The 13,836-nt window shown below is 62.8% G+C and carries 14 protein-coding genes; 3 read left to right on the plus strand and 11 right to left on the minus strand.

Annotation, left to right across the window (positions count from 1 at the left end):
- Window positions 1–7: 7 nt before the first annotated feature.
- The 5 genes from trpD to rpe form a co-directional block, all read right to left on the minus strand.
- A complete protein-coding gene (trpD, locus tag G3N95_RS19730; RefSeq protein ID WP_205971757.1) occupies window positions 8–1,039 on the minus strand; it encodes an anthranilate phosphoribosyltransferase in 1,032 nt (343 codons plus the stop codon).
- 17 nt (window positions 1,040–1,056) lie between these two features.
- Window positions 1,057–1,644, minus strand: a complete 588-nt coding sequence (locus G3N95_RS19735; protein WP_205971741.1) for an aminodeoxychorismate/anthranilate synthase component II — start codon at window positions 1,642–1,644, stop codon at window positions 1,057–1,059.
- A gap of 12 nt (window positions 1,645–1,656) precedes the next feature.
- Window positions 1,657–3,150 (minus strand): anthranilate synthase component I, encoded by a 1,494-nt coding sequence (gene trpE, locus G3N95_RS19740; protein WP_205971742.1) that lies wholly within the window; start codon window positions 3,148–3,150, stop codon window positions 1,657–1,659.
- Window positions 3,151–3,559: 409 nt separating this feature from the next.
- Window positions 3,560–4,282, minus strand: a complete 723-nt coding sequence (locus G3N95_RS19745; protein WP_205971743.1) for a phosphoglycolate phosphatase — start codon at window positions 4,280–4,282, stop codon at window positions 3,560–3,562.
- Between the two features lies 1 nt (window position 4,283).
- Window positions 4,284–4,967 carry a ribulose-phosphate 3-epimerase gene (gene rpe, locus G3N95_RS19750; protein WP_205971744.1) on the minus strand — a complete coding sequence of 228 codons (684 nt, stop codon included), beginning with the start codon at window positions 4,965–4,967 and terminating at the stop codon, window positions 4,284–4,286.
- Between the two features lie 268 nt (window positions 4,968–5,235).
- Here rpe and apaG point away from each other — a divergent pair, with 268 nt between their 5' ends.
- The gene (gene apaG / locus G3N95_RS19755; RefSeq protein ID WP_109481538.1) at window positions 5,236–5,610 is read left to right on the plus strand and encodes a Co2+/Mg2+ efflux protein ApaG; all 375 of its coding nucleotides are present in this window, start codon (window positions 5,236–5,238) and stop codon (window positions 5,608–5,610) included.
- A 24-nt stretch (window positions 5,611–5,634) separates the two neighbouring features.
- Here apaG and G3N95_RS19760 read toward each other — a convergent pair whose 3' ends face one another.
- Complete coding sequence (locus G3N95_RS19760) at window positions 5,635–5,808, minus strand: hypothetical protein (RefSeq protein WP_007580649.1); 174 nt, start codon at window positions 5,806–5,808, stop codon at window positions 5,635–5,637.
- On the opposite strand from G3N95_RS19760, the gene G3N95_RS19765 reads away from it, so the two are divergent.
- Complete coding sequence (locus G3N95_RS19765; protein WP_205971745.1) at window positions 5,729–6,961, plus strand: MltA domain-containing protein; 1,233 nt, start codon at window positions 5,729–5,731, stop codon at window positions 6,959–6,961. The genes G3N95_RS19760 and G3N95_RS19765 overlap by 80 nt on opposite strands.
- A gap of 116 nt (window positions 6,962–7,077) precedes the next feature.
- On the opposite strand, the gene paaK is transcribed toward G3N95_RS19765, so the two are convergent.
- From paaK to paaN, 5 genes are all read right to left on the minus strand, one after another.
- The gene (paaK, locus tag G3N95_RS19770) at window positions 7,078–8,382 is read right to left on the minus strand and encodes a phenylacetate--CoA ligase PaaK (RefSeq protein ID WP_205971746.1); all 1,305 of its coding nucleotides are present in this window, start codon (window positions 8,380–8,382) and stop codon (window positions 7,078–7,080) included.
- 76 nt (window positions 8,383–8,458) lie between these two features.
- A complete protein-coding gene (gene paaI, locus G3N95_RS19775; RefSeq protein WP_205971747.1) occupies window positions 8,459–8,920 on the minus strand; it encodes a hydroxyphenylacetyl-CoA thioesterase PaaI in 462 nt (153 codons plus the stop codon).
- Between the two features lies 1 nt (window position 8,921).
- The gene (gene paaG, locus G3N95_RS19780) at window positions 8,922–9,713 is read right to left on the minus strand and encodes a 2-(1,2-epoxy-1,2-dihydrophenyl)acetyl-CoA isomerase PaaG (RefSeq protein WP_205971748.1); all 792 of its coding nucleotides are present in this window, start codon (window positions 9,711–9,713) and stop codon (window positions 8,922–8,924) included.
- A gap of 42 nt (window positions 9,714–9,755) precedes the next feature.
- Window positions 9,756–10,958 (minus strand): 3-oxoadipyl-CoA thiolase, encoded by a 1,203-nt coding sequence (gene pcaF / locus G3N95_RS19785; protein WP_205971749.1) that lies wholly within the window; start codon window positions 10,956–10,958, stop codon window positions 9,756–9,758.
- A 137-nt stretch (window positions 10,959–11,095) separates the two neighbouring features.
- On the minus strand, window positions 11,096–12,787 hold the full coding sequence (gene paaN, locus G3N95_RS19790) for a phenylacetic acid degradation protein PaaN (protein ID WP_205971750.1): 1,692 nt from the start codon (window positions 12,785–12,787) through the stop codon (window positions 11,096–11,098).
- A gap of 136 nt (window positions 12,788–12,923) precedes the next feature.
- Between paaN and G3N95_RS19795 the strand changes: the two genes are divergently transcribed.
- The gene (locus G3N95_RS19795) at window positions 12,924–13,700 is read left to right on the plus strand and encodes an enoyl-CoA hydratase (RefSeq protein ID WP_205971751.1); all 777 of its coding nucleotides are present in this window, start codon (window positions 12,924–12,926) and stop codon (window positions 13,698–13,700) included.
- Window positions 13,701–13,836: the final 136 nt, after the last annotated feature.

A 13,836-nucleotide genomic window follows, 5' to 3' on the forward strand; every position in this document is an offset into this window, starting at 1 on the left:
TACTTGATCAATGCTTGAACTGCTGCGTGAAGCGGACCAGTTCGTCGACTTTCGCGCGTGCCTTGCCGCTCGCGATCGCCTCGCGCGCCAGCTGGATGCCGTCCGCGATCGACTCCACGACGTTCGCCGAGTACAGCGCCGTGCCCGCGTTCAGCGTGACGATTTCGCGCGCGACGCCCGGTTTGTTGTCGAGCGCTTCGAGCAGCAGCACCTTCGATTCCGTCGCGTCCGCCACTTTCAGCGTGCGGTTCGACACCATCTGCATGCCGAAGTCCTCGGGGTGAATCTCGTACTCGGTCACTTCGCCGTTACGCAGTTCGCCGACCAGCGTCGCCGCGCCCAGCGACACTTCGTCCATGCCGTCCCTACCATACACGACCAGCACGTGCCGCGCGCCGAGACGCTGCATCACACGAACCTGAATGCCGACGAGGTCCGGGTGAAACACGCCTTGTAGCTGGTTCGGCGCGCCGGCCGGGTTCGTCAGCGGACCAAGGATGTTGAAGATGGTCCGCACGCCGAGTTCGCGCCGCACGGGCGCGATGTTCTTCATCGCGGGATGATGGTTCGGCGCGAACATGAAGCCCATGCCCGTTTCGGCGATCGATGCCGCCACCTGTTCCGGCTGCAGATCGATGTTGACGCCGAGTGCTTCGAGCACGTCCGCGCTGCCCGACTTGCTCGATACGCCGCGGTTGCCGTGCTTCGCGACTTTCGCGCCCGCTGCCGCCGTTACGAACATCGTGGCCGTCGAGATGTTGAACGTGTGCGATCCGTCGCCGCCCGTGCCGACGATATCGACGAAGTTCGAGTTGTCCTGCACGTCGACGTGACGCGCGAACTCACGCATCACCGTGGCGGCCGCGGTGATTTCGCCGATGGTCTCTTTTTTGACGCGCAGGCCGGTGATGATCGCGGCCGCCATCACGGGCGACATGTCGCCGCGCATGATGAGGCGCATCAGGTGCAGCATCTCGTCGTGGAAAATCTCGCGATGCTCGATCGTGCGTTGCAGCGCTTCCTGGGGCGTAATCATGATGACGTCTCCTCTTTTAATCAGGCGCTGCGTGCCGCAGTTTTCGACTGCTTCACGAAGTTTTCGAGCAACGCGTGGCCATGTTCCGACAGGATCGATTCCGGATGGAACTGCACGCCTTCGACGGGCAGCGTCTTGTGACGCACGCCCATGATTTCGCCGTCGTCGGTCCATGCGGACACTTCGAGGCAATCGGGCAGCGACTCGCGTTCGATCGCGAGCGAGTGATAGCGCGTGACGGTGAAATGCTTCGGCAGGTCGGCGAACACGCCCTTGCAGTCGGTTTCGATCTGGCTCACCTTGCCGTGCATGATGGTTTGCGCGCGCACGACGCGGCCGCCGAATGCTTCGCCGATCGCCTGATGGCCGAGGCACACGCCGAGAATCGGGTACTTGCCGGAAAATTCGCGCAGCACGTCGAGCGTGATGCCCGCGTGTTGCGGATTGCTCGGTCCCGGCGACAGGCAGATGCGCTCGGGGTTGAGCTTCGCGATGTCGTCGAGGGTGATTTCGTCGTTGCGATAAGTCCGCACGTCTTCGCCGAGTTCGCCGAAGTACTGGACCAGGTTATAGGTGAACGAGTCGTAGTTGTCGATCATCAGCAGCATGGTCAGTCTCCGTCAGAAGTCGCTATCGAGGCCGTCTTGGACCTGCTCGGCGGCGCGCAGCACGGCGCGCGCCTTGTTCTCGGTCTCTTGCCATTCGGATTCGGGCACCGAGTCGGCGACCACGCCCGCGGCCGCCTGCACGTACAGATTGCCGTTGCAGATCACGCCCGTGCGGATCGTGATGGCGAGATCCATCTCGCCCGTGAACGACAGGTAACCGACGGCGCCGCCGTACAGGCCGCGCTTCACGGGTTCGAGTTCGTCGATCAGTTCCATCGCGCGAACCTTCGGTGCGCCCGACAGCGTGCCCGCCGGGAACGTCGCGCGCAGCACGTCGAAATTGGTCATGCCCGGCTTCAGCTTGCCTTCGACGGAACTCACGATGTGCTGCACGTGCGAGTACTTTTCGATCACCATCTTGTCGGTCACGGCCACCGAGCCGATCTCCGCGATGCGGCCCACGTCGTTGCGCGCGAGGTCGATCAACATCACGTGCTCGGCGATTTCCTTCGGATCGTTCAGGAGTTCAGTGGCGAGTTCGGCGTCGCGTTCGGGCGTGTTGCCGCGCGGACGCGTGCCCGCCAGCGGCCGGATCGTGACGATGCGGTCTTCGTTGCGCTTTTCCTGACGCACCAGAATTTCCGGCGACGCGCCGACCACGTGGAAATCGCCGAAGTTGTAGTAATACATATACGGCGACGGATTCAGCGAACGCAGCGCGCGGTACAGCGAGAGCGGATTGTCGCGATACGGCTTGGTCAGACGCTGGCCGACCTGCACCTGCATCAGTTCGCCCGCGGCGATGTATTCCTTCGCCTTGCGCACGGCGGCGAGGTAGTCGTCCTTCTTGAACTCGCGGAAGATTTCGGTGCGCACGCTCGCCGACGTGACGGGCGGCTGTACGGTCGTGCGCAGGCGCTGCTTGAGTTCACGCAGACGCTGCTTGGCGCGCGTGTACGCTTCGGGCGCCGCCGGATCGGCGTAGATCACGAGGTACAGCTTGCCCGCGAGGTTGTCGATGACGGCAACTTCTTCCGTCAGCAGCAGCTGGATGTCGGGCAGATTCAGGTCGTCCGGCGGAGCCGTGTGCGCGAGCTTCTTTTCGATGTAGCGCACCGCGTCGTAGCCGAAATAACCGGCCAGACCGCCCGCAAAACGCGGCAGGCCCGGACGCAGCGCGATCTTGAAGCGGCCCTGGAACTGCTGGATGAATTCAAGCGGGTCGCCTTCGTGCGTCTCGACGACCTTGCCGTCCTTCACGACTTCCGTCACGCCATTGTTCGTGCGGATCAGCGTGCGCGCCGGCAGGCCGATGAACGAGTAGCGGCCAAAGCGTTCGCCACCCACCACCGATTCGAGCAGAAACGAGTTCGCGCCGTTGCGCTCGGTTTGCGCGAGCTTCAGATACAGCGAGAGCGGCGTTTCGAGGTCGGCCAGCGCTTCGGCGATCAGCGGGATGCGATTGAAGCCCTCGTTCGCGAGGGACTGAAATTCGAGTTCGGTCATGTTCCGATCCTGTTCGTGTGTCCGGCGGTGTGGTGCGTCGGACATGGCATGGCTGCGTTACCGGTCGAATGTGCTCGTCACAGGTAAGAGACCGGCGCGCGCTTTCCCAACGACGCATGCACGGCTTCACAGCACGACGATAGTACGCAAGGTACGCGACGGCTAGCTGAAACTCGATACAGCGAGGTTGCACCGGTCGAAACCGGCAGTTCGGGAACAGCGCGGAAGCGCAGCGAATGAAAAAACGGGTGCCAAAGACGAGCTTCAGCGTACCTCGGGCGAGGTATCAGCGCGACCAGCGACGCCAGGGCCAGGCTCCCCGGTCGATCGTGCTCAGACTCCGTTTTTTATTCAGAAACATGAGGAAGACTTTGTTAAGTCGAATGATTAAGTGCTGCTTGGGTGGCGCTCATTTTACTGCATTGTGCGCTGCGATCGCCTTGGCGGCGCCCAACAGCGACACAACTATACCATCCGATTTTATGGTTTGCACAGCTTCGCCGTGGTTGTAGCCATACGGCACGGTCAGGGTCGCCATGCCGGCCGCGCGGCCCGCGAACGCATCGTTCTGCGAATCGCCGATTGCCACGGCTTCTTTGGGCGATACGCCGAGCCGTTCACACGCGGTGAGCATCGGCAGCGGATCGGGCTTTTTCGCCGCGACGCTGTCGCCGCCCAGCACGACGCTGAAGTAGCGCAGCAGCCCGTGATGCTCGAGCAGTTGCTTCGCGAAGCGGTGCGGCTTGTTGGTCACGCACGCGAGTTCGAGACCTGCGTCGCGCAGTGCCATCAGGCCAGCTTCGACATCGGGATAGAGTCGCGTGTGCAGACCGTTGATCTTCGCGTATTCCTCCTGATAGATCGCGAGCGCCTCGTCGAAACGCGACTGCGCGAACTCGGCCTCGAAGCGCGGTGCGAGCACGCTGCGGATCAGATGCTCGGAGCCTTTGCCGACATAGTCGATCACTTCTTCGCGCGAGGTTTCTTCCGCGTCGAACTGGGCGAGCATGCCGTTCAGCGATGCCGTGAAATCGTCGGCGGTATCGACCATCGTGCCGTCGAGATCGACGATAGCCGCGCGGATCTTCCCGGCCGTGAACGCGGGAGCAGGGTAACGAGGCGTCGCTTCCATATCAGCGCTCAACCGATGCCAGTGCGCCGCGCATTTTGTCGATGACCGCCTTGTAGTCAGGATGGCCGAAGATTGCCGAGCCCGCCACGAAGGTGTCCGCGCCCGCTGCCGCGATTTCCGCGATGTTGTCGACCTTCACGCCGCCGTCCACTTCGAGGTGAATCTCGCGGCCGGTCTTTTCCGTGTAGGCGTCGATTTTGGCGCGTGCTTCGCGCAGCTTGTTCAGCGCCTCGGGAATGAACGACTGCCCGCCGAAGCCCGGATTCACCGACATGATCAGCACGAGATCGAGCTTGTCCATCACGTGATCGAGGTAGTTGAGCGGCGTCGCGGGATTGAACACGAGGCCGGCCTTGCAGCCGTGATCGCGGATCAGCGACAGCGTGCGATCGATGTGGTCCGAGCCTTCCGGATGGAAGCTGATCAGATTCGCGCCGGCCTTCGCGAAGTCGGGGACGATGCGGTCGACGGGGCGAACCATCAGATGCACGTCGATGGGCACCTGCACATGCGGGCGGATCGCTTCGCATACGAGCGGGCCGATCGTCAGGTTCGGGACGTAGTGATTGTCCATCACATCGAAGTGAATCCAGTCGGCGCCTGCGGCGACAACGTTGCGGACTTCTTCGCCGAGCCGCGCGAAGTCGGCGGACAGGATGCTGGGAGCGATACGGAATTGAGTCATGGCGTGGGGTGGGGCGGGAGACGGAAAACCGCTATTTTAGCGCCGGCAGGCGCGCCGCGGCCTCGCGCGAGCGCCCCGCGCAGCATGCAAGGCGTAATCTTCCCGGGCCTTGTCCCGTTGGCCGTCGCGGTTGCGGGCCTGCGCGGCATCAAGCAGAATGCCAAACCATGTCAACGCCCTGCGCCGGCACGCAGTCATCCGCGTGCGAGCCGCCAGCACACGGCCTCGCGCGGACCCATCGCGCGCTACGCTCACCATCGGAATCAGCATGAGTCAGTACGAATTCAGCGTGTCCTCCCAGGTCCGGTATATCGCCGAAGAGTCGGACCCGGAGCATCGGAAATACGCTTTCGCTTACACGCTCACCATCCGCAACACGGGCCAGGTGACCGCGCAACTGATCGCGCGCCACTGGGTGATTACGGATAGCGAAAATCGCGTTCAGGAAGTGAAAGGGTTGGGCGTGGTCGGGCATCAGCCGCTGCTGAAGCCGGGCGAGCAGTTCGAGTACACGAGCTATGCCGTGATCGCGACGCCCGTCGGAACGATGCGCGGCGAGTATTTCTGCGTGGCGGAGGATGGCGAGCGCTGGGACGCGCCCGTGCCGGAATTCGTTCTGCGCATGCCGCGCACGCTGCATTGAACGGAAAGCGCCGCGCGCAGTCTGTTAGCGACGCGGCTGTTGCTGCGGCGGGACCTGTTTTGCGTCCTGCTTCTGGCGTGCGGCATTCTTTTTCTTGCCGGACGCTGTCCACACAACGATGAAAATCAGCAGGGAAAGCGCGAGGAGCGACTCCAGCGCGAAGATGAGCATCGGGTATTCGTCGAGCAGATCAGACATGGCAGTTTCCATCGAGAACAATCATTGTATTCGCATTGTCCGCCGGGCTGCGAGCTGGGCGGGAGCGCTGTCGTTTGCCGTGCTGCTTGCGTCGTGCGGCGGCGGCGGTGTGGTTCGGCCTTCCGTTTCGCCGCCGACGGGCGCCGCGATCATCCCCGGCCAGATCGCTTCGCAGCGGTTGACGGCGGTAGCGTGGCAACAGGTGCCGGGCTGGCAGGACGATTCGCTGATCGGCGCCGCTGCGGCGTTGCGCCAGAACTGTGCGCGCCTCGCGGCCCAGCCGACGTGGCGGCGCGCCTGCGCTGCCGCGCTGATGCTGGACGATCTCGACGTGGCCAGCGCGCGCACCTTTTTCGAAACCTACTTCACGCCATTCCAGTTCGCGAACACCGACGGGACGCTCGACGGACTCGTGACGGGCTACTACGAGCCGCTGCTGCGCGGTTCGCGTGTGCGTCGCGGGGTGTATCAGACGGCCCTGTACCGCTGGCCTTCTGCCTACCGTCCCGGTTCGCCGATGCCGGCGCGCGCGCAGCTCGAGCGCTCTGGCGTGCTGAACGGGAATGAACTGGTCTGGGTCGACGATCCCATCGAGGCTTTCTTCCTGCAGGTGCAAGGCTCGGGACGCATCGTGATGGAAGACGGCAGCGTGATGCGGGTCGGTTTCGGCGGGACGAACAATCAGCCGTACAAGTCGATCGGCCGCTGGCTGCTCGATCGCGGTGAACTCACGCCGGCGCAGGCGACGATGCAAGGAATCAAGGGCTGGGCGCGCGCGAACCCGACGCGCGTCGATGCGCTGCTCGATACGAATCCGCGTTTCGTGTTTTTCCGCGAGATGGCGTCGAACGAACCGGCGCCGGCCGGTGGTGCAGACGGCCCGATCGGTGCGCTTGGTGTGCCGCTGACGCCCGAGCGGTCGATTGCCGTCGATCCGTCGTCGATTCCGCTCGGGACGCCCGTCTTCCTGCAAACCACGCGTCCGTTGACGAACGCACCGATGAATCGCCTGGTGTTCGCGCAAGACACGGGGTCGGCGATCAAGGGGGGCGTGCGTGCCGATTATTTCTGGGGACTCGGCGATGAAGCAGGGGATCTGGCCGGCAAGATGAAGCAGGCGGGCCGGATGTGGCTGCTACTGCCTAATTCTTGAGGTTGTCGTGAGAACGGGTTGCGGTTGAGCCGTTGCCTGAATTGAAAAGCCCGACGGCTGTTGTCACAGCCGTCGGGCTTTTGCTTTTTTCAGTCGGCTGCCTTCGGCATCGACGCTTACGCGCCCGCCTTGCGCTTGTCGACCACGCGACGCGCCTTGCCCACCGAGCGCTCGATGCCGTTCACGCCGAGCAGCACCACGTTCGCCGTCACGCCGATCAGCGCCTTGATGTCATAAGCCAGCGCCTGTTTCGCCGCCGTCAGCGCGGCCGTGTCCGGCGCGGTTTCCGGGCAGGGTTCGACGTTCAGCGTCATTACGTCCAGCGGACCTTCCTTGGTCAGCACGATCTGATAGTGCGGCGCGAGCGCGTGCTGCTTGAGCAGCAGCTCTTCGATCTGCGTCGGGAACACGTTGACGCCGCGGATGATCATCATGTCGTCCGAGCGACCGGTGATCTTCTCCATTCGACGCATCGTGCGCGCCGTGCCCGGCAGCAGACGCGTGAGGTCGCGCGTGCGGTAACGGATGATCGGCAGCGCTTCTTTCGTCAGCGATGTGAACACGAGTTCGCCCAGTTCGCCGTCAGGCAGCGCTTCGCCCGTTTCGGGATCGATGATCTCGGGATAGAAGTGATCTTCCCAGATCGTCGGACCGTCCTTGGTCTCGACGCATTCGGACGCCACACCCGGTCCCATCACTTCCGACAGACCGTAAATGTCGACGGCGTCGATGCCCATCCGTTCTTCGATCGCGCGACGCATGTCGTTGGTCCACGGTTCGGCACCGAAGATGCCGATGCGCAGCGAGCAATCTTTGGGATTGACGCCCTGACGTTCAAGTTCGTCGGCGATCGACAGCATGTAGCTCGGCGTCACCATGATGATGTCGGGACGGAAATCCTGGATCAGCTGCACCTGCTTCTCGGTCTGTCCGCCGCCGAACGGAATGACTGTCAGGCCCGCCCGCTCGGCACCATAGTGCGCGCCGAGACCACCTGTGAAGAGGCCGTAGCCGTAACTCACATGCACCTTGTCACCGCGTCGCGCGCCTGCCGCGCGGATGGAGCGCGCGACCAGATTCGCCCAGTTGTCGATGTCGCGCGCCGTGTAGCCGACGACGGTCGGCTTGCCCGTGGTGCCGGAGGACGCATGAATGCGCGAGATCTGTTCTTGCGGCACGGCGAACAGGCCGAACGGATAGTTGTCGCGGAGGTCCTTCTTGGTTGTGAAGGGAAAGCGCGACAGGTCAGAGAGCGTCTTCAGCTCGGACGGATGCACGCCTGCTTCGTCGAATTTGCGTCGATAGACGGGCGAATTTTCATACGCGTGCGTGAGCGACCATTTCAGCCGTTCGAGTTGAAGCGCGGCAAGTTCGTCGCGGCTCGCCTTTTCGATCGGGTCGAGCGGGAGCGGGGTTGTCATCGAATGTCTCCTTGCTTATCAGAATAGGATGCCGCGCGAAAGGCGACGCAATTACGTGAAGGTGTGACGCGGCCCGTCAGTTGTCGACGGGGATCACCGTGCCTTTGATCTGCGCGGACTTGCCGCGAAACATCGCAACGGTCTCGTTCGCGCGATTCGTGACGCGAATGTCGTAGACGCCGTTGCGGCCGCTCAATGTCTGCTCGACTGCTTCCGCAGTGAGGACGTCATTACCTTGCACGGGGCGCAGGAATTCGATGGAGCAGCCCGCTGCGACGGTGTTGACGTTGTACGAGTTGCAGGCGAACGCGAATGCCGAGTCGGCCAGGGTGAACATCAGACCGCCGTGACAGATCTGGTGACCGTTCAGGAAGTCGGGCCGTACGTTCATGCGCAGGCGCGCGTAGCCAGCGCGTACTTCGACGATTTCGATGCCGAGCGCCTTGCTGCAGGCGTCGTTTGCATACATGGCTTCGGCAGTTGCGCGGGCGAGTTCGTCGGGTGTCATCGTGTTGCTCAAGTCGGGTTGCGTGGACATGTCAGCGCCCCTCGAAGCGCGGTGCGCGTTTTTCGATGAACGCGCGGACACCTTCCGCGTAGTCATACGACGCGCCGAGTTCACGCTGCATGTCACGTTCGAGATCGAGTTGCTGATCGAGCGTTTGGGTCGCGCTCGAGCGCATGGCCTGCTTGATGGCTGCGATCGCCCGGGTGGGTTGTTGCGCGAGTTGCGCAGCGAGCTTGCCGGCTGCCGCCTGCAGTTCGGTGTCGTCGACGGCTTGCCAGATGAGTCCCCAGCTTTCAGCCTTTTCGGCGCTGAGCTTGTCGCCCGTGATCGCCAGTCCCAATGCGCGAGCCATGCCGACGCGTTGCGGCAGGAACCACGTGCCGCCCGAATCGGGCACCAGGCCGATTTTGACGAACGCCTGGATGAAGCTGGCAGAACGCGCGGCCAACACCAGGTCGCAGGCGAGCGCGAGATTCGCTCCTGCGCCCGCCGCGGTGCCGTTCACCGCAGCGATGACCGGCAGCGGCAGCGCCTGCAAACGGCGGATCAATGGATTGAAGTGCTTGTCGATCAGGTCGCCGAGGTCCGTCATGGCGCCCGGCGTGAAGTCGAGGTCGGCCAGATCCTGGCCGGCGCAAAACCCGCGACCGGCACCCGTCAGCACGAGGGCTCGGGCGCCGGAAGCCTCGACTTCGTCTAGCGCTGCGCTCAGTTCATCATGCATCGCGCGTGTGAAACTGTTCAGCTTGTCGGGGCGATTCAGTGTCACGGTGGCGACGCGCGTGGCGGCGTCGATGTCTACGCGGATCGCTTCAAAGGCCATCGATTGTCTCCTCGTCTGCATACGTTTCGAATGTCGGGTCGCTCAGACGCGCTCGATAGCGAGCGCAATGCCTTGACCGACACCGATACACATCGTGCACAGCGCGTAACGGCCACTGATGCGTTCGAGCTGATAGAGCGCCGTCGTAATCAGACGCGCGCCGGAAGCGCCGAGTGGGTGACCCAGCGCGATAGCGCCGCCGTTCGGGTTCACGCGCGGATCGTCGTCGCGCAAGCCGAGTTGGCGCAGAACGGCCAGACCTTGCGACGCGAACGCTTCGTTGAGTTCGATCACGTCGAACTGGCCGAGCGTCATATTGAGTTGCTTGAGCAGTTTCTGCGTGGCGGGTGCCGGGCCGATACCCATGATGCGCGGCTCGACGCCGGCAGTCGCCATGCCGATCACACGAGCGCGGCGACGCAGGCCATACTGTTCGGCTGCTGCCCGGTTGGCAATGAGCAGTGCGCACGCGCCGTCATTGACGCCCGACGCATTACCCGCCGTCACCGAACCGTCCGGACCCACCACGCCCTTTAGTTTGCCAAGCGCTTCGAGCGACGTTTCGCGCGGATGCTCGTCTAGCGTGACGCGGACCGGCTCGCCCTTTTTCTGCGGGATATCGACGGGGACAATTTCCTGCGCGAGCGTGCCGTCGCGTTGCGCGCGCGCTGCCTTCTCCTGGCTGCGCAGCGCGAATGCGTCCTGATCGGCGCGACTGATGTTGAAATCGACGGCGACGTTCTCTGCTGTTTCGGGCATCGAATCGACGCCGTGTGCGCGCTTCATTTGCGCGTTGACGAAGCGCCACCCGATGGTCGTGTCGTAAATCTCCGATTGGCGCGAGAACGCCGACGTGGCCTTGCCCATCACGAAGGGGGCGCGCGTCATGCTTTCGACACCGCCCGCGATCATCAGGCGTGCTTCGCCCGCCTTGATCGCGCGGGCTGCCGTGCCGACTGCATCCATGCCCGATCCGCAAAGCCGGTTGATCGTGGAGCCCGGGGCGTCAGTCGGCAAACCTGCCAGCAGCGCCGACATGCGCGCGACATTGCGATTGTCTTCTCCCGCCTGATTGGCGCAGCCGTAGATCACGTCGTCAAGCGCGCGCCAGTCCACGCCTGGATTCCGTTCGATCAGCGCCTTGATCGGGATGGCGCCTAGATCGTCCGCGCGGACATCTTTCAATGCGCCGCCGTAGCGGCCGAAGGGGGTGCGGATCGCGTCACAGATAAAAGCGTCGGTCATGTCGGAGTTCCTGCGAGGAGAGGCGGGCGAATGTGCTCGCCCTTGACTGCATGTTAGTTCGACGTCTGACGCATGTTCAGTGGGCCTGAAGTTATAGGCCAAAACGTCGGTCAAACGTCCTATATCGTTCGGCCGGCTTATGCGGCGACTGTCTTCGGTTCAACATGAACCCGACTCTGAACGACACGGAAGCGGTTCGCGACGAAGGCGGCATCGGCGAGCGCGGCATTGGCAGCGGGGTTGGCTCCCGTGCCATGGAAGTCTGAGAACGCTGCCGACTGATTGACGAATACGCCGCCCGTCAAGTTGATCGAGAGCGCGACGCCGCCTTGAATTGAAGCTTCCGTGGCGGCTTCGATCACGCTGTCGTCGGTGCTGTAAACGGAGAGCGTGAGCGCGCCGTGTTCGGCGGCGATCCGGCTGGCCAGTTCGAGCGACTGCCCGGTCGAGTCCGTCGCGATCACGAACGAGATCGGGCCGAACCATTCCTTCGTGAACTTCGCTTCGTCCTTCGCGGCATCGAGTTGCAGAACCAGCGGAGTACGCACGCGGGCGCCGGCGAATGCGGGGTGTTCGAGCGACTGGCTGTCAGCCAGAACGTGACCGAGCTTGCGCGCTTCGTCGATGCGCTGTGCGACGCCTTCGTTCTGGATCGCACCCAGCAGTTCGACTGCGCGTGCCGGGTCCGAGCCGAGCTTCTGGACTGCGCTTGCGATCGCTTCGGCAATGGCTTCAAACGGAAGCTGGCCTTCGGCCGTGCGGATGCCGTCGCGCGGCACGTAGATGTTTTGCGGCGCCGTGCACATCTGGCCCGAGTACAGCGCGAGCGAGAAGGCGATGTTGCGCGCGGCGGATTTGATGTCGTCGACCGAGTCGATCACGATCTGGTTCACGCCGGCCTTCTCAGTGAACACCTGGGCCTGATGTGCGTTGCGTTCGAGCCAGGTGCCGTTTTGCGTGCTGCCCGTGAAGTCGATCAGCTTGATTTCCGGGCGCTGTGCGAGGGCCTGAACGAGTTCGCCGTCGTTTGGATCCGTTGCGAGCAAGGTGACGATGTTCGGATCGAAGCCGGCTTCACGCAGGACGTCACGGGCGACGCGGACCGTGATGGCGAGCGGCAGGATTGCGCCCGGGTGCGGCTTGACGATCACGGTGTTGCCGGTCGCCAGATCTGCGAAGAGGCCAGGGTAGCCGTTCCACGTCGGGAACGTGCAGCACCCGAGCACAAGGCCCGTACCGCGCGGCACGATGTTGAAGCGCTTCTGCATCGCAAGCGGAGGGTTCTTGCCTTGCGGCTTTTCCCAATGGGCGTCGGCCGGAATCCGGCGCAGTTGGTCCCAGGCATAGGTGACGGCTTCGAGCGCACGATCCTGGGCGTGAGGGCCGCCCGCCTGGAAAGCCATCATGAATGCCTGGCCTGTAGTGTGCATCACGCTATAGCCGATCTCGAAACTCAGACGGTTGATGCGCGCGAGGATTTCGAGGCTTACGCCGACCCAGGCTTTCGGGCCGGCTTCGCGCCATTGGCGCTGAGCGCGGGATGCTGCGGCGACGAGCGCGTCGGGATCCGATTTCGGGTAGCGAATGCCCAGCGGAAAGCCGAACGGCGACTGCTCGGCGCCAACCGTTTCGCCCGTGCTCGGCTGGTCGAGTTCGAAGTTCTTGTTCAGGTGGGCTTTGAATGCCGATTCGCCGTCCGCACTGGCGGTTTCCCCGTACACTTTGGGACTCGGCATTTCGGAGAACGGGCTCCAGTAGCCGCGGGTTTCGATGGCGGCGAGCGCTTTCTGCAGCGTGTCTTCGTGCTTCGTGAAGAGTGAGTGGGTCATGGCGGGCAAGTTTCAGACTGAACGGTGGAAGGAACCTTGTCGATTTATTGACCGACCGGTTGGTTGGTGAATGTTAGCATTATTGAGATGTGACGCGAGCCCCTTGCGTCTGCAGGTAAACACTTAGGAGGAGTGCATGGCATTCGAGAACATTCTGGTTGAGACACGTGGCCGCGTAGGTTTGATTACGCTGAATCGTCCGAAGGCGCTGAATGCGCTTAACGACGCTCTGATGGACGAACTGGGAGAGGCGTTGCGCGCGTTCGACTCGGATGAAAACATTGGTGCCATTGTCATCACCGGAAGCGAAAAGGCATTCGCGGCGGGCGCTGATATAGGAATGATGGCGACTTATTCCTATATGGATGTCTATAAGGGCGAGTACATCACAAGAAACTGGGAGGCAATCCGATCAGTTCGGAAGCCGATCATTGCGGCGGTAGCCGGATTCGCGTTGGGTGGCGGCTGCGAGTTGGCGATGATGTGCGACATCATCCTCGCCGCCGACACCGCGAAGTTCGGTCAACCAGAAATCAAGCTGGGCATCATGCCGGGAGCGGGCGGTACGCAGCGCTTGCCTCGCGCTGTGTCGAAGGCGAAGGCAATGGATCTGTGTTTGACTGCGCGGTTCATGGATGCCGCCGAGGCGGAGCGATCGGGATTGGTGTCGCGCGTGATTCCCGCTGCGAATCTGATCGACGAGGCGATTGCTGCAGCCACGACGATCGCGGAGTTTCCAATTCCGGCTGTGATGATGGTGAAGGAGTCCGTCAATCGCGCGTATGAGACGACGCTGGCCGAAGGGGTGCATTTCGAGCGCAGGCTGTTTCATTCGCTGTTTGCGACTGAGGATCAGAAAGAGGGGATGGCGGCCTTCGTTGAAAAGCGCAAACCGGTCTTCAAACATCGTTGATCGGATTCGTCAAAAAAGTGCTTGCAAGCGCTGCTTCAGGCGCCTAGAATTCCGGTCTTTCGCGCTGCGGCCAACGCGGCGCGGGAGAAACGGAGAAGGGCGGGAGAGCCAGCATTGACGGGCTTTCCGGTGGAGT

This window comes from Paraburkholderia sp. Tr-20389 (assembly GCF_017104565.1).
Taxonomy (GTDB): domain Bacteria; phylum Pseudomonadota; class Gammaproteobacteria; order Burkholderiales; family Burkholderiaceae; genus Paraburkholderia.